Source organism: Pantoea sp. 18059 (assembly GCF_902706165.1).
Classification (GTDB): domain Bacteria; phylum Pseudomonadota; class Gammaproteobacteria; order Enterobacterales; family Enterobacteriaceae; genus Pantoea; species Pantoea agglomerans.
This window is the reverse complement of the sequence record NZ_CACSJS010000001.1, coordinates 1,065,145-1,087,903: the sequence shown is the minus strand read 5'-3', so window position 1 is coordinate 1,087,903 and position 22,759 is coordinate 1,065,145. Positions and strand designations below refer to the sequence as shown.

Below are 22,759 nucleotides of genomic sequence, written 5' to 3'. Positions count from 1 at the left end.
ATTTGGCATCCTATGCTCAGAATTCCTGCCAACCGAGGTTTGTCGTGGCTGAAGATAGCGACGAAGACAAAACAGAATCGCCCACGGCCCACCGACTTGAGAAAGCGCGTGAAGAGGGCCAGATTCCGCGTTCACGCGAACTCACATCCGTACTGATGCTGCTGGCCGGCATCATGATCCTGTGGATGGGCGGCAACATGATGGCGCACCGGCTGGCGGCGATGGTCGCCACCGGACTCCGTTTTGATCACGGCATGGTCAGAGATGACAAAATTATCGTCAGCCACATCGGCAGCCTGATCACGCAGGCACTGATGGCGCTGCTGCCATTGATGGGCGGTCTGGTGCTGGTGGCAATCGCCGCGCCCATGCTGCTGGGCGGTATCGTTTTCAGCGGTAAATCGATCAAGTTCGACCCGAAGAAGATGAGCCCGATGGCTGGGTTCAAGCGAATGTTTGCGGCGCAGGCCTGGACCGAACTGTTTAAAGGCATCCTTAAGACTATTCTGGTCGGCTCGGTGGGCTGGTGGTACATCTGGAGCCACTGGCCCGAGATGCTGCGGCTGATTAGCGAAGCGCCCGTCACCGCGCTGATTCACGGCATGGAGATGATCGCAGTCTGCTGTTCGCTGGTGATGCTGGGGCTGATCCCGATGGTCGGGTATGACGTCTTCTGGCAGCTGCACAGCCACTTTAAAAAGCTGAAAATGTCGATGCAGGAGATCCGCGACGAGCATAAGCAGCAGGAAGGTGACCCGCACGTTAAAGGGCGCATCCGGCAGCAGATGCGCGCCGCAGCGCGACGCCGAATGATGGCGGATGTGCCGAAAGCCGATGTCATCGTCACCAACCCGACGCACTACTCGGTGGCACTGCAGTACAACGAGAAGAAGATGAGTGCGCCGAAAGTGGTGGCGAAAGGCGCAGGTGAGATCGCCCTGAGAATTCGTGAACTGGCTGCCGAACACCGCATCCCGGTTCTGGAAGCACCGCCGCTGGCGCGTGCGTTATACCGACATACTGAAATTGGTCAGCACATTCCCGGCGCGCTCTATGCCGCCGTGGCCGAGGTGCTGGCGTGGGTCTGGCAGTCGCGTCGCTGGAAGCGCGAAGGCGGCCTGATCCCAACCAAACCAAAAAACCTGCCGGTTCCGGCAGAGATGGACTTTGCAGGAGAGAGCAAAAACGATGGCTAATAACCTGGCCGCAAAACTACGTTTACCGGGCAACTTTAAAGATATGCAGTGGCAGGTGCTGGCCGGGCCGGTACTGATCCTGATGATCCTGTCGATGATGGTTCTGCCATTACCGCCGTTCATCCTCGATCTGCTGTTCACCTTTAACATTGCGCTGTCGATCATGATCCTGCTGGTGGCGATGTTCACCCAGCGGACCCTGGAGTTTGCGGCGTTCCCGACCATTCTGCTGTTCTCTACCTTGCTGCGTCTGGCGCTGAACGTGGCTTCAACCCGTATCATCCTGATGGAAGGGCATACGGGTGCCGCCGCGGCAGGACAGGTGGTTGAAGCGTTCGGTCACTTCCTGGTGGGCGGTAACTTCGCCATCGGTATCGTGGTGTTTATCATCCTCGTCATCATCAACTTTATGGTTATCACCAAAGGTGCTGGCCGTATCGCCGAAGTGGGCGCGCGCTTTGTGCTGGACGGGATGCCCGGTAAGCAGATGGCGATCGATGCCGACCTCAACGCCGGTCTGATCGGTGAAGATGACGCCAAACGCCGCCGTGCCGAAGTGACCCAGGAAGCGGACTTCTACGGTTCGATGGACGGTGCCAGTAAGTTCGTTCGTGGTGATGCCGTCGCCGGTATTATGATCATGGTGATCAACGTCATCGGCGGCCTGCTGGTGGGCGTGGTGCAGCACGGTATGGATGTGGGTCATGCCGCAGAGACCTATACGCTGCTGACCATCGGTGATGGTCTGGTCGCGCAGATCCCGGCGCTGGTTATCTCTACCGCAGCCGGTGTTATCGTGACGCGCGTTGCCACCGATCAGGATGTCGGCGAACAGATGGTCACTCAGCTGTTCAAAGATCCGCGCGTGCTGATGCTGAGCGCCGGCGTGATTGGTCTGCTGGGTCTGGTGCCGGGCATGCCGAACTTCGTCTTCCTGCTGTTCACCGCCGCCTTACTGGGTCTGGCCTGGTGGCTGCGCGGCCGCGAAATGCAGCCGAAGAAGAAAGTGGAAGTCACGGGCGGCATCGCCAAAACGGCGGACACGCCAGCCGCCACCGAAGCGTCGTGGACCGATGTGCAGCTGGAAGATACGCTGGGCATGGAAGTGGGCTATCGCCTGATTCCGATGGTCGATCATCAGCAAAACGGTGAGCTGCTGGGACGTATCCGCAGTATCCGTAAGAAAGTCGCTCAGGATGTCGGTTTCCTGCCGCCGGTGGTGCATATCCGCGACAACATGGAGCTGCCACCGGCACGCTATCGCATCCTGATGAAAGGGGTGGAGATTGGCAGCGGTGATGCCTATCCTGGCCGCTGGATGGCGATTAACCCGGGCACGGCTGCCGGAAGTCTGCCGGGCGAAGCGACCGTTGATCCCGCCTTTGGACTGGCGGCGGTCTGGATTGATAGCGCGCTGAAAGAGCAGGCACAGATTCAGGGCTTTACCGTAGTTGAAGCCAGTACCGTGGTGGCAACCCACCTCAACCATCTGATTGGCCAGTTCGCCAGCGAGCTGTTTGGCCGTCAGGAAGCGCAGCAGCTGCTGGATCGTGTGACTCAGGAGATGCCGAAGCTAACCGAAGATCTGGTGCCGGGTGTGATCTCGCTAACCACCCTGCACAAGGTGCTGCAGAACCTGCTGGTGGAGCGGGTGTCGATTCGCGATATGCGCACCATTATCGAAACGCTGGCGGAACATGCGCCGGTGCAGAGCGATCCGCAGGAGCTGACCAGCGTGGTGCGTGTGGCGCTGGGCCGTGCGATTACTCAGCAGTGGTTCCCGGGTAATGACGAAGTGCAGGTTATCGGGCTCGATTCCACGCTGGAGCGCCTGCTGTTACAGGCGTTGCAGGGCGGTGGCGGACTGGAGCCGGGTCTGGCCGATCGGCTGTTAAGTCAGGCACAGGCGGCATTACAGCGTCAGGAGATGCTGGGCGCGCCGCCGGTGCTGCTGGTCAATCATCCGCTGCGTGCGCTGCTGGCGCGTTTCCTGCGCCGCAATCTGCCACAGCTGGTGGTGCTCTCTAATCTGGAGCTGAGCGACAACCGTCAGATCCGTATGACTGCCACCATCGGAGGCAAATAATGCGCTGGCTGGTGATGGCATTTCTGATGTTGCCACTGATGGCGCAGGCGGCCGGTGGTGCCTGGAGCGCCACGGCCAATGGGCCGCTGCTGGCGAACCGCGGCAGCTGGCAACGGGCGCAGCCGCTGACGCCGCCCGCCGACATTGGCGGGGAGGTCAGCGTTATTAACTGGCGTTATCAGCTGAGCAGACCGGCCCCGTCCGGCCTGCAGGTGCGCTTGTGCGGCGAACAGCGCTGCACTTCCCTGGAGGGGGCCAGCGGCACCACGCGCGGGCTGGCACATCTGAGCGCCGGTGAGACCCTGCACATGGTGTTTGGTTTTGCCGGAAGCGGGGCGCTGCCACCCGGATTACGGGTGGTGAGCAGTGAAGTAATGGTCAATTACGAGTAAGGGTATCGTTGCTGAATTGACTGAAGGCGAGCCGGAGATCGCCTCCTGGCTCCCTTGTTACGTGATGACCCTGGCTGTAAACCGATGCTAACCCTGACCCAGCGGCTGACAGATAATTGACCCGTTTCAAATCCCGTCATGACCAGTGCGTTATAAAGCTTTTCACGCCAGCTGATTCTCTTTCTGCACCAGAAAATCCTTCAACGGTGTTACGCGACTGATCTCCTCCTGTGCCCTGGCATCATGCATCACTTCCCAGATATCGACACTGTTTTGCAGATTAAGCCAGAACTCAACGCTGGTTTCGAAAGCTGCAGCCAGCCTGAAAGCCATATCCGGCGTCAGCTTCCGGTTATTGTTGACCAGAGCGCTGACGGTGTTGCGGTGCACTTTGAGCATCTCCGCTAAGTCGAGAATCTTCAGGCCGGTTGGCTCCAGATATTCGTAAAGTAATACATCACCGACAGTGGTCGGTTTGCGGGTCGCCTGGTTCATAGTCTTGCTCTCTTTATTACTGACAGAGGTTGATGTGTTACATGCTGTCTTACAGCGCCTGATGCAGCCAGGCTCAGTTTTCATCGCTTGTGCGTTTTATAACTATGAGCATCCAGATAAAGGTCAACGGCCTTACCTTCTATCCATTTAAAGATCAGCCGATATTGCTCATTGACCCTGATTGAAGCATATCCCTTGAGAGGCGGATTTAGTTCCTCATAACGATTGCCAGGCGGCGACCTTAAATCCTTATAGTTAATCGCCGCATTGATCATGTCGAGCTTTCGCGCCAGCGCTGATGAGAGGCTTGACGGTATTCTTTTAGAAAATTTGCCATATAAAAAATAATCCTTAAGCCAGTCATCCCTGAAACTTTCAATATTCCTTAACGTCGCCACCTCATTACCTCCCTGTATCACACTGAAAACAATTTAACGCACCGAGGCACAGTGCGCAAGTGCGTAGTTTGTATTCAGGCGTTCACCCCCTTCATTCCCTCCTCAGAGTAGCGACCGCCTTTAACTTCAATCTGCTGATGAACAGCGTTCAGCATCCCGATATCTTCCTCTTCCAGCTCGATATCTGCGGCCTGCGCGTTTTCAGTAAGGTAAGCGATCTGTTTGGTGCCTGGTATCGGCACAATTTTTTCATACTGTGCCAGTAGCCAGGCCAGCGCAATCTGCCCGGTTGTGGCGTGATATTTCTCAGCAAGTGGCGTCACCGCGTTAAGAAGCTGGAGATTGTGATCGATATTTTCCTGCCGGAAACGGTCATTATTTTTGCGGAAATCACCCTCGGCAAAATCGCTGTTTTTACGGTATTTACCCGTCAGGAATCCTCTGCCCAGCGGCGAGTAGGGCACCAGTCCGATACTGAGCTTTTTCACCATAGGGAGAATCTCCTCTTCGATGTCACGCGTCCAGAGTGAATACTCCGTCTGCAGCGCGGCCAGCGGATGGATCGCCTGCGCCCGATTCAGCGTTGAAGCCGATGCTTCACACAGCCCAATCCGGGCAATCTTTCCCTCCTGCACCAGACGGCTGAGACACTGCATGCTCTCCTCAATCGGTGTCGCCGGACTGATCCGGTGCAGATAAAAGAGATCGATACGCTCCACGCCCAGCCGTTTCAGTGATGCATGGCAGCAGCGGGTAATGTAGTCCGGCTGATTGTTGATGGTGCGGGCATAGGCCGCATCAGCAGGGCGTTCAATACCACATTTGGTGGCAACGGTGAACTTCAGCCGTTCGGCCCGATTGAGCCCGGCAAGAAACTGACCTATCAACTGCTCGTTGTGACCGCGCCCGTAAAGATCGGCGGTATCGATAAAGGTGATATCCAGATCGCGCAGCTTATTGAGCAGTTGCAGGGAATGACGGTCATCGGTCTGACCATAAAATTCGCTGAGCCCCATCGCGCCATAGCCGATTGCGCTGACGTCCAGACCCTGAGTTAACGTTCGCTTTTTCATTGTCGCTCCTCGTATGTGAGACGCGATTGTTTCACTCCGCGTGAAAGCAATGAATTGCTCTTTCCGTCATGCAAAAAAGGTATCAGGCGAATGAAAGGGCTTCAGACATCCATCCGGCGTGTCGACACAGTAAGCTCTCAGCAACAGGCTGAGCGGGGATTAACAAGGAAGAAGAGTGTGGTGGTGCTTCGCTCTGTTTCAGCGGGGCGGCATCATGCGGACTTTATCGCATTCCCGGGATGAGAGAGTTCTCTCAGCGCATTAAGAACCGCCTCATTTTTTTCATCGGCGCGAATAGCCGCGTAAACATCTATCGCCAGCTGCTGTGCCGCATCTTCTGTCAGCGGGCGGTAACAGAGACCTGCCTGATTAAAAGTGCATTTTGACTGCGGCATCAGGGCGAATCCTTTTCCTCTGGCGATGTGTGACAGCATCAGCAGGGAATCGTCCGGCTCTCTCACCCGTTTCAGCGAGACGCTGAGCGTGGCGAAGTAGCGCTCGCATTTATCGTAAAACAGCGGATTGGCGCTGCGGGCAAACCAGAACAGCGGCAGATCGGCCAGCGCTTCCAGCGAGACCCGTTCCGCCACACTGGCAGGATGCGCCGACGGTATGGCAATCAGCAGCGGCTCACGGTAAACCCAGGCGTACTGAATGGTGTCTTCCGTATCCGACCCCTTTTCTCCGGTGAGTATTAAATCCAGACTGTTTTTGGCCAGGCTTTGCAAAAGCTGAGGGGAGGTCAGGCGGGGCATCTCCATCTCTTCGCTGGCATGAAAAGCGGCGAGCTGCCGGTTAAGTGGCGAAATCAGTTCAAAGTTCAGCGTGCGGGTCAGCCCGATGCGTAGCCGTGCCGCGGCGGGCTGCGCATCCTGCTTCAGGGCACTCAGCGCAGTCAGGATCGCTTCCGCTTTCGCGACCAGCGCACGGCCAGAATCGGTGAGCGTTACCTCATGGGTCGTGCGGCTGAACAGCGAGTGGCCCAGCAGATCTTCCAGACTCTGAATCTGACGAGTAAGCGGCGGTTGCGTCATGCTGAGACGTTCTGCGGCCCGGCGAAAATTCAGCTCGTGCGCAACGGCCAGAAAGCACTGTAACTGTTTTATGGTGGGAAGGTGGCTGCTGATGAGGTGCGCGGCTACAGACATAACACCATCCTGCTGCGAAGATTTGGGGGATCAGAGCGGATATACGAATTCAGCAACGGAGAGGGAACCCCCTCTCCGTTTCAGAGATTACATGCGCTCGACGGTGTCGATGCCCAGCGTATCCAGACCCTGCTTCAGCGTCTTCGCGGTCAGCGCGGCCAGCTGCAGTCGGCTCAGACGTGTTGTGTCTGATTCTGCGGTGAGAATCGGGCAGTGCTCGTAGAATCCGGAGAACAGACCGGCCAGATCGTAGAGATAGGCACACATCACGTGTGGCGTGCCGTCACGAGCGACCTGAGTAATGACCTCTTCGAACTGCAGCAGACGGGTGGCCAGCTGCGCTTCACGCTCTTCGCTGATCACAATCTCCGCATCCAGCGAATCGGCATCAATGCCCGCCTTGCGGAACACGGAGAGAACGCGGGTATAGGCATACTGCATGTAAGGCGCGGTATTGCCTTCGAACGCCAGCATGTTGTCCCAGTCGAAAATGTAATCGGTGGTACGGCTTTTTGACAGGTCGGCGTATTTTACCGCGCTGATGCCAACCACTTCCGCTAGCGTTTTCACTTCCGCTTCGCTCATCTCCGGGTTCTTCTCACGCACCAGCGTGTAGGCACGCTGATAGGCTTCATCCAGCAGATCGGAGAGCTTGATGGTGCCACCGCTGCGGGTTTTGAACGGACGGCCATCTTTGCCCAGCATCATGCCGAATGCATGGTGCTCCAGCGGCACTGATTCCGGCACATAACCCGCTTTACGGACGATAGTCCAGGCCTGAACCAGATGCTGATGCTGACGTGAGTCGATGTAATAGAGCACACGATCGGCTTTCAGCGTTTCGTAACGATATTTCGCACAGGCGATATCGGTGGTGGTGTAGAGGTAGCCGCCATCCTTTTTCTGGATGATGACGCCCATCGGTTCACCCTCTTTGTTCTGGAATTCATCCAGGAACACCACGGTCGCACCTTCACTCTCTACCGCTAAGCCTTTCTGTTTCAGATCGGAGACGATACCAGGCAGCATATCGTTATAGAGACTTTCACCCATAACATCATTGCGCGTCAGCGTGACGTTCATGCGGTCATAGATTTTCTGGTTCTGACTCATGGTGATGTCGACCAGCTTCTTCCACATCTGGCGGCAATAGTCATCGCCGCCCTGTAATTTCACCACATAACTGCGCGCGCGCTCGGCAAACTCAGGATCTTCATCATAAGTGCGCTTGGCTTCACGGTAGAAGCCTTCGAGATCGGCCAGCGCCATCTCTGCATGATCTTCATTCTGCTGCTTTTCCAGGAACGCGATCAGCATACCGAACTGCGTTCCCCAGTCGCCAACGTGGTTCGCTCGGATCACTTTATGGCCGAGAAACTCCAGCGTGCGCACCGCCGCATCACCAATGATGGTGGAGCGGACGTGGCCCACATGCATCTCTTTCGCAACGTTAGGCGCGGAGTAGTCGACGACGATAGTCTGGGGTTCGGCCAGCTGCACGCCAAGGCGCGGCAGACGCAGCGCTTCCCGGGCATGGCTGGCCAGCCAGTTGTGGTCAAGGAAGATATTGATGAAGCCCGGCCCGGCAATTTCGACTTTGCTGGCGATGCCGGTCAGGTCGAGGTGCTGAATCACCGTTTCCGCTAATTGTCGCGGTGCCTGTCCCAGCTTTTTCGCCACGGCCATAATGCCGTTGGCCTGATAGTCTCCAAACTGAACCCGGGCGGATTGGCGAACCTGGGGTTCGCAATCGGCGGGTGCGCCGGCTAAAACCATTGCCTGACTGACTTTTGCGGAAAGAAGTGCCTGAATATTCACCGAGTTACCTTCATGTGCTGAGCAACGCCCGGACCAGAAAGCCGGGCTGTCATCATCTTGCCTGAGCGCATCGCGTCACGGAGAGGCAGAAACGGATGGGGCAGACAAAATGGAAAAAAATGAGGGGAAAAGTATACGTGAAATGTCAGTGGGCGTCAGCAGTTGGATGAAGCGGGGAAACAGAGCTTAATAGATGTTTCCCTGAAGCATTAACGACGTCGCAGATGACGGCGTGGGTTCTTTACGCTTTTATCTTCACGCACCTTCCAATGGCGGGAGATTGCAAATCCCATCAGTGCGATCAGGACAGCGACAACGATGAGCATAGACATAGAGCCATTCCTTTTGGTTGTGTTAGGTCAAATTTATAGGAAGGCGGGGTGGGCTGCAATTGTTTGCCAGGTAAATGAGAGTTATCTTATTGTATTAAAGAAGTTGATATAAATCAAATATTTAACATGCTTTCATCAAGGAACTCATGGTCCTAAACAGGAGATAAATCCGAAATGAAAGATGTTATTATGAGGATTAGCGTTAAATTTCGGGCCAAATAAGATGAATCTTATCATTATGTGATGCTCAGCACGCGGCGCGCCAAAAGGCAGGCGGGTTATAAATGCTAAACAAATTGAGAGGAAGTGGGGTAGTGAAGAGATCTTTTCCGGCAGAATTGGATGATTTAAAGACAGATTTAGGACGTTTTGAAGAATCGTTGCAAAGTTTTGCGCAGCGGCTCGGTTTGCGCCTTACCGATCTGGAGGTGGACCATATCGCAGTGCGTTGCCATCAGGACACGACGGCGATGCGCTGGCAGCAAGGTTTGCAGCAGATTGGCACGCAGTTTTCGGCGGCGATGATCAATGGCAGGAAGATTTGCCTGTTTAAACTCCATGACCCGCTGATTGTCGCAGGCAGGCAGATTGATGTGGTTGAACTGCCATGGCCGGGTGAAAAGCGTTATCGCCATGAAGGCTGGGAGCATATTGAGGTGGTGTTACGCGGCGATCATCAGACGCTGGGCGTGCGTGCGATGGCCTTGCTGTCAGATGAGGCACTGACGCAGCCGGGTATCTCATTTAAAACCAGTTCACCGCAGGGCGAGAATGAGCGCCTGCCCAATCCGACCCTGGCGGTTACGGATGGGCAGACGACAATCAAGTTCCATCCGTGGCGACTGGAGGAGATTGTCGCCAGCGAACAGAACTAAAGGCGGGCGGCTAACGCACGCTTCAGGCGCGCAACAGCTTCGTCGAGCAGCGCGCGGGTACAGCCGAAATTGAGCCGGACAAACTGGTCATTGCCAAACTCACGTCCGGCGGTTAAGCCCAGCCCGTGCTTTTCAAAATAGAGCGCCGGACTGGCCACACCCAGCGCGCTGGCGTCGATCCAGGCCAGGTAGGTCGCTTCCGGTGAGGCGAGTGACAGGCCGGTCATCTTATTGACCTGCGACACCAGCCAGTCACGGTTACTGCGCAGATAGGCATTCTGCGCATTCAGCCAGGGCTCACCCTCGCCCCATGCCGCTGCTGCTGCCGTGAGTGCCAGAATATCAACATCCGGGACAATGCCGCGTCGTACCCGGTTAAAGCGCGCGCGCAGCCCGGCGTTGGGGATGATGGCGATGGAAGCCCCCAGACCGGCAATATTAAAGGACTTTGAGGGCGACATCAGCGTCACGCTACGCTGGGCTGCATCTTCGCTCAGTGAAGCAAAGGGTATGTGCTTAACGCCGGGTTCCAGCAGCAGATCGCTGTGGATCTCGTCGGAACAGACAATCAAATCGTGCTTCTGCGCCAATTCCAGTTGCGCCTGCAGTTCTTCGCGGCGATAGACGGTGCCGCCCGGATTCTGCGGGTTGCACAGCATTAACAGCCGCGCTTTATCGTCCAGCTGACCTTCCGGCGCAGCCAGATCCAGCAGCCAGCGTCCCTCTTGCAGCGTCAGTGGCAGCGTGATCTGACCGCGCTCTGCCAGTTTTGCTGCACCGCGAAACGGTGGATAGATTGGCGTTGGCGCAATCGTCAGCTCGTCAGGCGCGGTGAAAGCGCGCACTGCCAGATTCAGACCGCTTACGACACCCGGCAAAACCACAATCCATTCCGGATTAACGTGCCACTGATAGCGCGAGGCGAGCCAGGCTATCGCGCTATCGATAAATTCAACAGGCGTGTCGCCATAGCCAAAAATCCCATGTTCGGCACGGGTTTTAATCGCATCGATGACGCAGTCAGGCGATCGGAAATCGGTGTCTGCCACCCACAACGGCAGAATGTCCTGGTCCGCATATTTGTTCCATTTAAGGCTATCGCTGTGACGACGGTCTATCCGTTGGTCGAAATTGAATGCCATAGTTAACTTTCCCGGTAAACTCATTCCAGCAGCCAGACTAACTGATGAATCTGCCTTGAACCAGAGTCATGTAAAGGAGAAGAGAATGACCACACTGGAAATTTGCTGCTATGGCGTGGATTGCGCTGTGACCGCACAACAGGCGGGCGCCGATCGGGTTGAACTCTGTGCCGCACCGCGTGAAGGCGGCCTGACCCCATCAGCGGGGATGCTGAATGCCGCCCGGCAAGAAGTTTCGATTCCGGTTCATCCTATTGTCCGGCCACGTGGTGGGGATTTTTGTTATACCGCATGCGAATTTGAAGCGATGAAATCGGATGTGGCGTTAATCCGTGAACTCGGTTTTCCTGGCCTGGTGATTGGGATGCTGGATGAAGATGCTCACATTCATCATGGTCAGATGCGGCAGATTATGGCGCTGTGTGACGGCCTGGCCGTAACCTTTCATCGCGCCTTCGATCTCTGTCACAGCCCTAAGCGTGCGCTGGAAGAACTAACGGATTTGGGAGTGGCGCGTATTCTGACATCCGGTCAGCAGCAGAGCGCTGAAAACGGAATTGCATTACTCAGGGAACTAAATGAGGCCAGCATCGGTCCTATTATTATGGCGGGTGCCGGGGTACGTCTCAGCAACCTGCAAAAGTTTCTCGACATGGGGATTGATGAAGTTCACAGCTCGGCCAGCCGCCTGGTGGCGTCGCCGATGCGCTACCGCAAAGCGGGGGTCTCCATGTGTTCAGAAGCCGAGACTGACGAGTTCAGCCGCTACTGTGTAGACGGCGATGTGGTTGAGGCGATGAAAAGCGTGATGCAGATGAGCACCGTTCGGGTCGCCTGAACCACAACAGATTTTGCCGCGCAGCACGCCGATCATTGACGTGGTGTTTGCAAGTACCAAACCCCAGTATCCTTGCTGGGGTTCTTTTTGTGTAAAGCACACGCCGTCCCGGCTAAATCTTTTTGCGCTTTCTCTGGCATGTTATTGATGTCAGAGGGATCTGAAATCTGGCTGCAGCGAAGTTATCACTCTTTCGCCTGGCTCGATAAAAATGACCTGCCCCTTATTAATCATTACATGTCATCCAGGACTTCCCGTCCCGGCAGCAACGTAATCATTCGTTTTCTTCGTTATGCTGATGCCGTGTCGCCTCTCCGGTCCTTAAAACCTTAAAAGGCGATGCAGGCTGAAATCTTCACAGATTGCCGCTGTTCATCACCGCAGCGTTTACACTGAAAGCAACGTCGCCTGGAAAAGTATCCTATGAAACCCAATCCGATTGCTGTCCTGACTCTGATCCTGACTGCTCTCTGCAGTGGCAGCGCTGCGGCCAGCGCATGCAGCCCAAACAACGCTGCTGTGGCTAACAGCAATAACCTGATTTTGCTGGGCGGGAATGCGAAAGGCGCGGTCAAGCAGGTGGTTGCGGGTGAGTTTGGCAAAGATGTGAACTCGCAAAAGCGGGTGTTGGGGCAGTTTGACGCCTGTGGCGATCTGACGGTTGCCGACGTGAGCTATGACAAAAGTGAGCGCAACGTTATTCTCAGCATGGAGCAACACATTGCCCGCGTGCAGGGCGGCTGGGTGGCGGAATATGCGTATCTGGTAAAAGTGCTGAAAGAGGGCAAAGAGGTGGTGGTCGATAACCGACAGGGGACTATTAACTGGCAGAAAGGTCAGCATGGCAACATTACCAGCGCCTCCGACAGGTTTACCAGCATGGGTAAAAGCGGCTTTACCGACACGACTTACCGTTATGATCGGCAGTTCAGGCTGGAGAAGAGCGTGGCACGCGGCAGCGATCCCCTGACCAACGGTGAAAATCATTATCACTGGAATCCGCAAGGTCTGGTGACCCGCACCACATCGGCCCGCAGCACCGACAGTTATACCTACGATCCCCAATGGCGTGAAGTGCGGCTCAACGGCACGGCGACCACACCGCTGAGCACCATCCGGTCAGTAGATGAGTGTCAGTCCTGGGATCAGGTGGGTAACTGTACCCTGAGTTATCTGCACGAGACCGAAATCTTCACGCGCGGCACTATTGAGCGCCATCTCAGTTCCGCCTACAAATATGAGTACTGGGACCAGCCAGCGGCGGCGGAGTAAAAGGCGATCGGATGATCGCCTGTCGGGTGACTATTTAACCGTCTGACTAAAGGCATCCAGCGCCAGCAGCGCGTTTGCAATATCTTCCGGTGAAAGGTTTGGATTAAGGTTTTTCAGCGTGTCGCCCTCACTGTTCGCCAGTGCACCCACTTTGACCAGATTCTCCCAGCTCTCATTTTCCAGATGCAGCTCCCGGAGCGTGGTCGGCATGTTGATCGAGCGATAGAAGCGGATATAGCGCGCAATTTCCTCATCCGGACGCTTCTCAAGGACCATCTGCGTCAGTGTGCCGTAGGCGACTTTCTCGCCATGGGTCAGATGGTGGATATCACCATCAATCGCGGTGAACCCATTATGAATAGCGTGCGCAGCTGCCAGCCCTCCGTTTTCAAAACCCAGCCCTGATAGCAGCGTATTCGCCTCAACCACCGCTTCCACGGCGGGCGTCACTCGTTTTTGGGTGACGGCAACATAGGCGCTGTAACCCCATGTAAGCAGCGTTTCTTCACAGGCACGGGCAATCGCCAGTCCGGCAATTGTCGGATCACCATTGACCATCGATTTTGAATGCGAACGCGCTACCGCCTGCGCTTCAACCCAGGTCGCCAGTCCATCAGCAATGCCGGAGGCAAAGAGTCGTGCTGGCGCACTGGCGCAGACGGCGGTGTCCACCAGCACCAAATCAGGATTTTTGCTGTAGAAGCGATAGCTCTCAAATACGCCGCTGTCAGAATAGATGACCGACAGGGCGCTACAGGGGGCGTCGGTGGAGGCGATAGTAGGCACGATGGCTACCGGCTGCTTCAGCTCATCCGCCACCGCTTTAACCGTATCCAGCGTTTTGCCGCCGCCCAGCCCGACAACCACATTACAGCCCTGACTTTTCGCCAGCTGGCTCAGGCGGGTGATCTCATTGCTCGACGCCTCGCCGTTGAACGGGTGCCAGTTGAAGGTAACGTCCGCCTTTTGCAGCGCCTGTTGGGCGCGTTCGCCGATCAATTTCCAGACGACATCATCCGCAACCAGGAAAGCGTTATCACCCAGTTCGGCCACATAGGGACCCAGCTCATCCAGCACGCCCGCGCCCTGCACATATTTACGGGGTGAAGAGAAGATAAATTTACTCATAATCACAGCTCCTTAATATGAAGTTAAACCGCCCTTAGCCTGGCACACGCTGACGAACAGGGAGAGTGTCCAGGGTGAGATAATTCTACGGGCCTGTTACGCTGGCAGGACACCCATACGCTGCTGACCGGCTGTTACCTCCAGGGAGAACGCCATGACCACCACGCTGTTTTCATTTCTGTTTGCCATCACCATACTGACGCTGACGCCGGGCTTTGATACCGCGCTGGTGCTGCGCTCTGCAGTCGCTCAGGGTGCAAAGCGCGCCAGCGTGACGGCACTGGGTATCACGCTCGGCTGTCTGGTCTGGGGTGTTGCGGTGGGATTCGGATTAGGCGCGCTGCTGCTGGCCTCCGAAATGGCCTATAACCTGCTTAAGTGGCTGGGTGCCGCCTGGTTACTTTATCTGGGGCTGAAATTGTTGCTGAAACCCCGCCAGGCAGCAATCGACTCGCAACAACCGGCGCTGCAACAGGGCTATCTTGCCTGTTTCAGCCGCGGGCTGCTGGGCAATCTGCTAAACCCCAAAGTGGGCATCTTCTATGTGAGTTTTTTGCCACAGTTTATCCCGGCAGGGGCGTCGGTGGCGCTCTGGTGTAGTCTGATGGCGCTGGCACACATGCTGCTGGGGCTGATCTGGAATGCGGTACTGATTGGCGGCAGCCACTATTTCGCCGGTCATTTGCGCAAACCGCGGGTGCTGAAGGTGATGGATCGCCTGACCGGCTGTGTGTTTATAGGATTTGCGGCGAAACTGGCGTTGTCTCGCCGCTAGGGCATTACGGTTTGGTGGCGACCAGCACGGCGCGCAGAGGCGCCGGATAGCCCTCGACTGTTTTGCTGGGGTCATCGGGATCGAGGAATTCAGCCAGAGACTCGCTGGTCATCCAGTCGGTGCGGCGTTGCTCTTCAGTGGTAGTGAGGGCGAAATCGACAATCCGGACATCGACAAAGCCGCTTTTTTCCAGCCAGCTTTTCAGCGCTTCAGCTGACGGAATGAAGAAGACATTGCGCATCTGCGCATATCGCTCACCGGGCACCAGCACCTGATTCACATCGCCCTCAATCACCAGCGTCTCCAGCACCAGTTCGCCACCGCTGACCAGCTGATTCTTAAGCTGTAACAGGTGATCGAGCGGCGAACGGCGGTGATAGAGCACGCCCATCGAGAACACGGTATCGAACGCCTGCAATACCGGTAACTGCTCAATGCCCAGCGGCAGCATATGCGCCCGGCGATCGTCGTTCAGCAGCTTACGCACCGCTTCGAACTGCACCAGGAACAGCTGCATTGGATCGATGCCAACCACCAGATGGGCACCCGCGCCAATCATCCGCCACATGTGATAGCCACTGCCGCAGCCCACATCGAGCACTGTGCGGCCGGCCAGCGGAGAGATGTGCGGTAGCACGCGCTCCCACTTCCAGTCAGATCGCCATTCGGTGTTGATGTGGGTGCCATAAAGGAAATAGGGCCCCTTACGCCACGGCATCAGGTTGCGCAGTAATTTCTCAATACCCTGACGATGGCGATCGCTGATGTCATCGCGGTCGGCAGTAACGCTGTGCAGCAGGTCAAGTTTTTGAGGCTCCAGCAGCGGCAGATACTCCAGCGACTTGTACCAGTCGCGGAAGTGCCCATGCAGGTTTTCACGCTGCCACTCGCTGATTTGCGCCGGTAAGACTTCCAGCCACTTCGCCAGCGGTCCCACCGCAATTTGCTGATAAAAACGGCCAAAGTCGATCATTTCAACGCCACCAGAGATCCAAAATTAAAGCACTGGAACCAGAGTTCGGCGTGCGAGAAACCGGCCTGTTTCAGACGGGCTTTATGAGCTTCAACGCTGTCAGTCAGCATCACATTTTCCAGCATGCTGCGTTTCTGGCTGATTTCCAGTTCGCTGTAGCCGTTGGCGCGCTTGAAGTCGTGATGCATGTTAAACAGCAGTTCACCGACTTCGGCATCTTCAAAACTGAACTTCTCTGACAGTACCAGCGCACCGCCCGGTTTCAGTCCCTGCCAGATCTTTTCCAGCAGCGCCAGACGCGCAGGCGGTTCCAGAAACTGCAGCGTAAAGTTGAGCACCACCAGAGAGGCGTTCTCAATCTCAATGTCGCGGATATCCGCTTCCAGCACCGTTACCGGTGTGTCCGCGCGAAACGCATCAAGATGGCGACGGCAGCGCTCCACCATCGCCGGGGAGTTATCCACTGCGATGATCTGGCAACCCGGCACCTGAATATTGCGGCGCACCGACAGGGTGGCCGCGCCCAGCGAGCAGCCCAGGTCATAAACCTTGCTGTCCGGGGTAACAAAACGTTCTGCCAGCATGCCAATCATCGAAATGATGTTGGAGTAGCCCGGCACCGAGCGCTGAATCATGTCAGGAAAGACTTCAGCTACACGCTCGTCAAAAGTCCAGTCGCCCAGTTTTGCAATGGGCGCTGAGAAGAGTTGATCGCGGTCAGACATATCGAAAATCCGAAGAGACGACGGAAAGGGCGCTATTCTCGCAGAAAGTGGGGCGGGCTGCACCCCTTAACCCAGGCCAGCTTAATGCAGCGTCAGCACCAGTTCCCACGGCATATAGATCAGGTTAAAAATCACCATGCCGCAGAGGGAAAACAGCGTCAGCAGCATGCCATATTTGCGGCCTGCCATTGCGCTGCTGCGCAAACCCCAGGCGTGCAGCAGGCGACTGATAAAGAACAGCAGACCCGTGAGATGCACCATCCAGATATCGGCGCCGTTCATCTCCATCATTACCAGCAGGAACAGCGCCAGCGGAATGGTTTCGATGGCGTTGCCGTGAATGCGAATCGCCATTTTCAGGTCATGGTAGCCGCCATCGCCATACGCCACACGGTAGAATCGGCGATAGCGGACCACGTCCAGCGTGAATTTCATCACCAGTAATGCACCCATCACCACATATAACGCGCTAACCATTGCCACCCCTGCGACTGTCCATAATGCTTCTATTCTAACGGGCGTGCAGCCCGCTGTCCTGGGCAGGAATCAAAACAGTGACGTCTGCTGCGGCCAGTCCGGTCCGCTACCTATGCCGGGATCGATCTGTTGTAGCTGCGGCCAGAGCGCCTGCACCAGCGGAAAGACCTGACCCATATCGGGCGTGTGCAGAAACAGCATGGCGTCGCCCTGTTGCTGCCAATCTGTCAGTTTGTCACGCCAGATCTGAAACAGCGGCACGCTCTCTTCCACACTGTCGCTGCCGATAAACCGCACCATCGGCTGCGAGCCGGTTCGCAATGCATGAGGCGGCACCCGGGGTTTTTGCGCGCGGGCCACCAGCGCGGCCGGACTTTGCGAGGTAGAGGCGTGAACCGGACGGCTGTCGAGCATCACGCGATTGATGCCGCGCGCCAGCAGGCCGCGATTCAGCGCCCGTTCAGCATCCCCTTTAGCGAAGAAAGCAGGATGGCGGACTTCGACGCCATAGTGAAAACGGCGCGGCAGGCTGTCGAGAAAGCGCCACAGGTCGTCGAGCTGCGTCGGAGAGAAGCTGGCAGGCAGTTGCAGCCAGTACTGACCGATACGATCGGCCAGCGGCTCCATCAGCCGCAGGAAATCGGTCAGCAGGTCGTCGCTGTGCTGCAGCGCCGCCTGATGGCTGATGGTATTGGGAAATTTAAAGCAGAAGCGAAACGCATCGTGCGTCATATCGCGCCAGCGCATCACCGTTTCCGGATTCGGCAGCGCATAGAGCGTGGTATTTCCCTCTACACAATGGAAATAGCGGGCATAGTCCGCCAGGCTTTCGATGCCCCAGCGTTTCCAGTGTGAATGCTGCCACTGGGGCAGGCCAATACGAAGTGTCACGCGCGCTCCTGGCTGCAGATTAAGATACCCCATTATCCGCTATGGTCAGGCTGGGGGGCAAATGCACACAGGAAATCGGCGCTTTGGCGCGGATCTGCTTATCCTGTCTGGCTTTTTCCATTATAATGACCGCCATTTTTGCGACAGCATCGCAACAGGTAACGCGGCCGGATGCTGTCAGATGCAGCGGCGAAGTTAAAAGGATAGTGTTATGCGTACAGAATATTGCGGACAGCTCAATCTGTCTCATGTGGGTCAGCAAGTCACGCTTTGCGGCTGGGTAAACCGCCGTCGCGATCTGGGCAGTTTGATTTTTATCGATATGCGCGACCGTGAAGGCATCGTGCAGGTGTTTTTTGATCCCGATCGCCAGGACGCATTTAAGCTGGCTTCTGAACTGCGTAACGAATTCTGTATCCAGATCACCGGTACCGTACGTGCGCGTGATGAGAAGAACAAAAACAGCGACATGGCGACCGGTGAAGTGGAAGTGTTTGCCCAGGCACTGACCATCATTAACCGCTCTGAGCCACTGCCGCTGGACTCGAATCAGACCAACAGCGAAGAAGCGCGCCTGAAGTACCGCTATCTGGATCTGCGCCGCCCTGAGATGGTGACGCGTCTGAAAACCCGCGCAAAAATCACCAGCTTCGTTCGTCGCTTTATGGATGACGCAGGTTTCCTGGATATCGAAACCCCGATGCTGACCAAAGCGACGCCGGAAGGCGCGCGTGACTATCTGGTGCCAAGCCGGGTACATAAAGGCAAATTCTATGCGCTGCCGCAGTCACCTCAGCTCTTCAAACAGCTGCTGATGATGTCCGGTTTTGACCGCTACTATCAGATCGTTAAATGCTTCCGCGACGAAGATTTACGTGCCGATCGTCAGCCAGAATTTACCCAGATCGACGTGGAAACCTCCTTTATGACCGCGCCACAGGTGCGTGAAATCATGGAGCGTTTAATCCGCAATCTGTGGCAGGACGTGCAGGGCGTTGATCTCGGCGAGTTCCCGCAGATGACCTTTGCAGAGGCGATGCATCGCTACGGTTCTGATAAACCGGATCTGCGTAATCCGATGGAGCTGGTGGACGTCGGCGACCTGCTGAAAAACGTGGAGTTCCAGGTCTTCTCTGGCCCGGCTAATGATGAAAAGGGCCGTGTTGCCGCGCTGCGCGTACCGACCGGCGCACAGCTGAGCCGTAAGCAGATTGATGAATATGGCAAGTTCGTGGAGATTTACGGCGCCAAAGGTCTGGCGTGGATGAAGGTTAACGTCCGTGCTGACGGCCTGGAAGGCGTGCAGAGCCCGGTTGCCAAATTCCTGAATGCAGAGATCGTAGAAGGCATTCTGTGCCGCACCGGCGCTCAGGATGGCGACATTATCTTCTTTGGTGCCGATCGCGCCAAAGTAGTCGCTGATGCACTGGGTGCGCTGCGTCTGAAAGTGGGCCGCGAGCTGAACATCACTGATGAGAAAGCCTGGGCACCGCTATGGGTAATCGACTTCCCGATGTTCGAAGAGGACGAGGAGGGCGGTCTGGCTGCGATGCACCATCCGTTCACGGCGCCAAAAGAGATGAGCGCAGAAGAGCTGGCCGCCGATCCAACCCGTGCCGTGGCGAATGCCTACGACATGGTGATCAACGGTTATGAAGTGGGCGGCGGTTCAGTGCGTATCCACAACGGCAAAATGCAGCAGACGGTGTTCAGCATTCTGGGTATCGAAGAGCATGAGCAGCGTGAGAAGTTTGGCTTCCTGCTGGATGCGCTGAAGTTCGGTACGCCACCGCATGCGGGCCTGGCCTTTGGTCTGGATCGCCTGACCATGCTGCTGACCGGCACCGATAACATTCGTGACGTCATTGCGTTCCCGAAAACCACGGCGGCCGCCTGCATGATGACCGAAGCGCCAAGCGAAGCCAATCCGGCTTCCCTGCTGGAGCTCGGCATTCAGGTCGTTAAAAAAGAAAAGCCTGAGAATAAATAATGGGCTATAAACACCCGGTTTCAGTGCTGGTCGTCATTTCGGCGCGCGATACTGGCCGGGTGTTGATGCTGCAGCGGCGTGACGATCCCACGTTCTGGCAGTCGGTCACCGGCAGCCTGGAGGCGGGAGAGTCACCGCTGGCGACCGCGTGTCGTGAAGTGAATGAGGAAATCGGCATCGACGTGCTGGCCGAGCGGCTGGAGGTGGAGGATTGTCAGCGTCAGATCGACTTTGAAATCTTTCCCCATTTCCGCCATCGCTACGCCCCTGATGTCACTCATAATCACGAGCACTGGTTTCGCCTGCAACTGCCGACGGAGCGCGATGTGATGCTCACCGAGCATCTGGCGTTTCGCTGGCTGGCACCCGCTGACGCTGCAGCATTAACCCGATCATGGAGTAACCGCCAGGCAATTGAAGAATTTATCTGAATGCTCGCCATCGCCCGGTATTCCGGCGGCGGATAGATTAAATTTTATGAATCTGGTGAGTTTTAACAGGACTTCACCAACATATTGAACAGTCAGGCGTAATCGGCACCGTGAGGTTGTTCACCGCCCGCGCGACGTCGTCAGCGTACGCTTGTACGTGAGGATGCTTCGCGACGCTCGCCCTCGGGGCATTCAGGTTGTCAGTCACCTGTATGCGTACGGACGGTAAACAGGCTCGCAAGCAGGATAGCCTGCACCCTGTAAAAGATCGGAGAAAATTTAAAATGGCAGGACACAGTAAGTGGGCAAACACCAAACACCGTAAAGCGGCGCAGGATGCCAAGCGCGGCAAAATCTTCACCAAAATCATTCGTGAGCTGGTGACGGCGGCCAAGCTGGGCGGCGGCGATCCGGGCTCAAACCCGCGTCTGCGTGCAGCAATGGATAAAGCGCTGGCGAACAATATGACGCGTGACACCATGGATCGCGCTATCGCGCGCGGTGTGGGCGGCGATGACAATGCCAACATGGAAACCATCATCTATGAAGGCTACGGTCCTGGCGGCTCGGCCATCATGATTGAATGCCTGAGTGACAACCGTAACCGTACCGTGGGCGAAGTGCGTCACGCCTTCACCAAAACCGGCGGGAATCTCGGCACCGACGGCTCCGTGGCTTACCTGTTCAACAAAAAAGGCGTGATCTCCTATGCGCCAGGTCAGGATGAAGATGCGGTGATGGAAGCGGCTCTGGAAGCAGGCGCAGAAGATGTGGTCAGCTATGACGACGGCGCAATTGATGTCTTCACCGCATGGGAAGAGATGGGTACGGTGCGTGATGCACTGGAAGCACTCGGCCTGAAAGCGGACACTGCAGAAGTGGCGATGATACCGACTACCAAAGCCGAAATGGATGCGGAAACCGCACCTAAACTGCTGCGTCTGATCGACATGCTGGAAGATTGCGACGATGTGCAGGAGGTCTATCACAACGGTGAAATCTCCGACGAGGTAGCGGAAACGCTGTAATGGCGTCTGCCGTAATCACTTTAACCAAAGAGGCGTAATGTCGATTATCCTGGGTATTGATCCCGGCTCACGCATCACCGGTTATGGTGTTATTCGTCAGACTGGCCGCCAGCTCACTTATCTGGGCAGCGGCTGTATCCGCACTAATACCACCGAGTTGCCCGCCCGTCTGAAGCTGATTTATGCGGGCGTCTGTGAAATCATTACGCAGTTTTCACCCGACTTCTTCGCCATTGAACAGGTGTTTATGGCGAAGAATGCAGACTCCGCGCTGAAGCTCGGCCAGGCGCGCGGTGCCGCGATTGTTGCCGCGGTAAACCACGATCTGCCGGTGTTTGAGTATGCCGCCCGTCAGGTAAAACAGACCGTGGTTGGCATCGGCAGCGCCGAGAAAAGTCAGGTGCAGCACATGGTGCGAACCCTGCTGAAGCTGCCGGCGAACCCGCAGGCGGATGCCGCCGATGCGCTGGCGATTGCCATTACGCACTGTCATGTGGCTCAGAATGCGGCTCGCATGAGTGACAGCAAGCTGGTGCTGACGCGCGGACGGTTACGCTCAGGTTAGCCGTCATCGCTCAGGTCTCACTCTCAGGCTGGATATTCATCCAGCCTTTTTTATGTTATAAAATCCGCCACATTCGTTAGTTAAGGAAGCGTTCAGGTGATAGGTCGTTTACGGGGCAATATTCTGGAAAAGCAGCCGCCACTGGTGCTGCTTGAGGCACACGGCGTAGGCTATGAAATTTATATGCCCATGACCTGTTTTTATGAGTTGCCTGAACTTCAGCACGAAGCGGTGATTTTTACCCACTTCGTGGTGCGTGAAGATGCGCAACTGCTGTTTGGTTTTAACAGCAAGCAGGAGCGCGCGCTGTTTCGCGAACTGATTAAAGTGAATGGCGTCGGACCTAAGCTGGCGCTGGCGATCCTCTCCGGCATGTCGGCGCAGCAGTTTGTGACCGCTGTCGAGAAAGAGGAGATCGCGTCACTGGTGAAACTGCCAGGCGTGGGCAAAAAGACGGCTGAGCGTCTGGTGGTCGAAATGAAGGACCGCTTCAAAGGAATGCACGGCGACCTGTTTGGCGGCGATTCTGCCTTTACGCTGACCACGCCGAGCGCCGAGCCGGAAACCAATGATGCGGAAGCCGAAGCGGTTGCAGCGCTGGTATCACTGGGTTATAAACCGCAGGAAGCGAGCCGTATGATCAGTAAAGTCGGTCGACCGGATGCGGATTGCGAAACCCTGATCCGCGAAGCGCTACGCGCCGCCATTTGA

The 22,759-nt window shown here is 56.2% G+C and carries 24 protein-coding genes; 12 read left to right on the top strand and 12 right to left on the bottom strand.

From position 1 onward, the window contains the following. Positions 1–44 precede the first annotated feature (44 nt). Genes flhB through GVJ63_RS05115 form a run of 3 tightly spaced genes read left to right on the top strand, consistent with a single transcriptional unit; the run spans position 45 to position 3,674 of the window. On the top strand, positions 45–1,196 hold the full coding sequence (gene flhB / locus GVJ63_RS05125; RefSeq protein ID WP_033772015.1) for a flagellar biosynthesis protein FlhB: 1,152 nt from the start codon (positions 45–47) through the stop codon (positions 1,194–1,196). Then, positions 1,189–3,282 (top strand): flagellar biosynthesis protein FlhA, encoded by a 2,094-nt coding sequence (gene flhA / locus GVJ63_RS05120; protein WP_010258569.1) that lies wholly within the window; start codon positions 1,189–1,191, stop codon positions 3,280–3,282. The genes flhB and flhA overlap by 8 nt, the downstream gene beginning before the upstream one ends. Next, on the top strand, positions 3,282–3,674 hold the full coding sequence (locus GVJ63_RS05115) for a flagellar protein FlhE (protein WP_045139882.1): 393 nt from the start codon (positions 3,282–3,284) through the stop codon (positions 3,672–3,674). The genes flhA and GVJ63_RS05115 overlap by 1 nt, the downstream gene beginning before the upstream one ends. A gap of 162 nt (positions 3,675–3,836) precedes the next feature. Here GVJ63_RS05115 and GVJ63_RS05110 read toward each other — a convergent pair whose 3' ends face one another. The 6 genes from GVJ63_RS05110 to GVJ63_RS22470 all read right to left on the bottom strand — a co-directional run bounded on the left by GVJ63_RS05110 (position 3,837) and on the right by GVJ63_RS22470 (position 8,938). After that, positions 3,837–4,169, bottom strand: a complete 333-nt coding sequence (locus tag GVJ63_RS05110; RefSeq protein WP_010258577.1) for a HigA family addiction module antitoxin — start codon at positions 4,167–4,169, stop codon at positions 3,837–3,839. Between the two features lie 80 nt (positions 4,170–4,249). After that, the gene (locus GVJ63_RS05105; RefSeq protein WP_010258579.1) at positions 4,250–4,567 is read right to left on the bottom strand and encodes a type II toxin-antitoxin system RelE/ParE family toxin; all 318 of its coding nucleotides are present in this window, start codon (positions 4,565–4,567) and stop codon (positions 4,250–4,252) included. A 74-nt stretch (positions 4,568–4,641) separates the two neighbouring features. Then, positions 4,642–5,640 carry an aldo/keto reductase gene (locus GVJ63_RS05100; protein ID WP_159226496.1) on the bottom strand — a complete coding sequence of 333 codons (999 nt, stop codon included), beginning with the start codon at positions 5,638–5,640 and terminating at the stop codon, positions 4,642–4,644. 212 nt (positions 5,641–5,852) lie between these two features. Next, entirely contained in the window at positions 5,853–6,788 is a 936-nt protein-coding gene (locus GVJ63_RS05095; protein ID WP_159226495.1) for a LysR family transcriptional regulator, read from the bottom strand. 87 nt (positions 6,789–6,875) lie between these two features. Then, positions 6,876–8,606 carry an arginine--tRNA ligase gene (gene argS / locus GVJ63_RS05090; RefSeq protein WP_010258588.1) on the bottom strand — a complete coding sequence of 577 codons (1,731 nt, stop codon included), beginning with the start codon at positions 8,604–8,606 and terminating at the stop codon, positions 6,876–6,878. Between the two features lie 209 nt (positions 8,607–8,815). Next, the gene (locus GVJ63_RS22470; RefSeq protein WP_009089698.1) at positions 8,816–8,938 is read right to left on the bottom strand and encodes a hypothetical protein; all 123 of its coding nucleotides are present in this window, start codon (positions 8,936–8,938) and stop codon (positions 8,816–8,818) included. A 284-nt stretch (positions 8,939–9,222) separates the two neighbouring features. Between GVJ63_RS22470 and GVJ63_RS05085 the strand changes: the two genes are divergently transcribed. Beyond that, positions 9,223–9,813 carry a VOC family protein gene (locus GVJ63_RS05085; protein ID WP_370516261.1) on the top strand — a complete coding sequence of 197 codons (591 nt, stop codon included), beginning with the start codon at positions 9,223–9,225 and terminating at the stop codon, positions 9,811–9,813. Here GVJ63_RS05085 and GVJ63_RS05080 read toward each other — a convergent pair. Continuing rightward, a complete protein-coding gene (locus GVJ63_RS05080) occupies positions 9,810–10,955 on the bottom strand; it encodes a MalY/PatB family protein (protein WP_159226494.1) in 1,146 nt (381 codons plus the stop codon). The genes GVJ63_RS05085 and GVJ63_RS05080 overlap by 4 nt on opposite strands. 85 nt (positions 10,956–11,040) lie before the next feature. On the opposite strand from GVJ63_RS05080, the gene cutC reads away from it, so the two are divergent. Both cutC and GVJ63_RS05070 read left to right on the top strand, forming a co-directional pair. Next, positions 11,041–11,793, top strand: coding sequence for a copper homeostasis protein CutC (gene cutC / locus GVJ63_RS05075; RefSeq protein WP_159226493.1), 753 nt, complete (start codon positions 11,041–11,043; stop codon positions 11,791–11,793). Between the two features lie 423 nt (positions 11,794–12,216). Continuing rightward, on the top strand, positions 12,217–13,065 hold the full coding sequence (locus tag GVJ63_RS05070) for a hypothetical protein (protein ID WP_010258604.1): 849 nt from the start codon (positions 12,217–12,219) through the stop codon (positions 13,063–13,065). A 30-nt stretch (positions 13,066–13,095) separates the two neighbouring features. On the opposite strand, the gene GVJ63_RS05065 is transcribed toward GVJ63_RS05070, so the two are convergent. Then, positions 13,096–14,193: a glycerol dehydrogenase gene (locus GVJ63_RS05065; protein ID WP_033778995.1), complete on the bottom strand. Its 1,098-nt coding sequence runs from the start codon at positions 14,191–14,193 to the stop codon at positions 13,096–13,098. Between the two features lie 154 nt (positions 14,194–14,347). Between GVJ63_RS05065 and GVJ63_RS05060 the strand changes: the two genes are divergently transcribed. Then, complete coding sequence (locus tag GVJ63_RS05060) at positions 14,348–14,968, top strand: LysE family translocator (RefSeq protein ID WP_033757930.1); 621 nt, start codon at positions 14,348–14,350, stop codon at positions 14,966–14,968. Between the two features lie 4 nt (positions 14,969–14,972). Here the strand turns inward: GVJ63_RS05060 and cmoB are convergent, their stop codons facing one another. The 4 genes from cmoB to GVJ63_RS05040 all read right to left on the bottom strand — a co-directional run bounded on the left by cmoB (position 14,973) and on the right by GVJ63_RS05040 (position 18,034). Further along, complete coding sequence (cmoB, locus tag GVJ63_RS05055) at positions 14,973–15,941, bottom strand: tRNA 5-methoxyuridine(34)/uridine 5-oxyacetic acid(34) synthase CmoB (protein ID WP_010258611.1); 969 nt, start codon at positions 15,939–15,941, stop codon at positions 14,973–14,975. Next, entirely contained in the window at positions 15,938–16,666 is a 729-nt protein-coding gene (gene cmoA / locus GVJ63_RS05050) for a carboxy-S-adenosyl-L-methionine synthase CmoA (RefSeq protein ID WP_010258614.1), read from the bottom strand. Before cmoA ends, cmoB begins: the two co-directional genes overlap by 4 nt. 81 nt (positions 16,667–16,747) lie before the next feature. Continuing rightward, entirely contained in the window at positions 16,748–17,143 is a 396-nt protein-coding gene (locus GVJ63_RS05045; protein ID WP_010258617.1) for an MAPEG family protein, read from the bottom strand. Positions 17,144–17,212: 69 nt separating this feature from the next. Beyond that, entirely contained in the window at positions 17,213–18,034 is an 822-nt protein-coding gene (locus GVJ63_RS05040) for a DUF72 domain-containing protein (protein WP_061703863.1), read from the bottom strand. Between the two features lie 211 nt (positions 18,035–18,245). On the opposite strand from GVJ63_RS05040, the gene aspS reads away from it, so the two are divergent. From aspS to ruvA, 5 genes are all read left to right on the top strand, one after another. Beyond that, positions 18,246–20,024, top strand: a complete 1,779-nt coding sequence (gene aspS, locus GVJ63_RS05035) for an aspartate--tRNA ligase (protein ID WP_159226492.1) — start codon at positions 18,246–18,248, stop codon at positions 20,022–20,024. Continuing rightward, entirely contained in the window at positions 20,024–20,455 is a 432-nt protein-coding gene (gene nudB / locus GVJ63_RS05030) for a dihydroneopterin triphosphate diphosphatase (RefSeq protein ID WP_010258628.1), read from the top strand. Before aspS ends, nudB begins: the two co-directional genes overlap by 1 nt. 284 nt (positions 20,456–20,739) lie before the next feature. Then, complete coding sequence (locus GVJ63_RS05025) at positions 20,740–21,483, top strand: YebC/PmpR family DNA-binding transcriptional regulator (protein WP_010258633.1); 744 nt, start codon at positions 20,740–20,742, stop codon at positions 21,481–21,483. Positions 21,484–21,520: 37 nt separating this feature from the next. Further along, positions 21,521–22,048, top strand: coding sequence for a crossover junction endodeoxyribonuclease RuvC (ruvC, locus tag GVJ63_RS05020; RefSeq protein ID WP_003849205.1), 528 nt, complete (start codon positions 21,521–21,523; stop codon positions 22,046–22,048). Between the two features lie 96 nt (positions 22,049–22,144). Further along, positions 22,145–22,759: a Holliday junction branch migration protein RuvA gene (gene ruvA, locus GVJ63_RS05015; RefSeq protein ID WP_010670803.1), complete on the top strand. Its 615-nt coding sequence runs from the start codon at positions 22,145–22,147 to the stop codon at positions 22,757–22,759.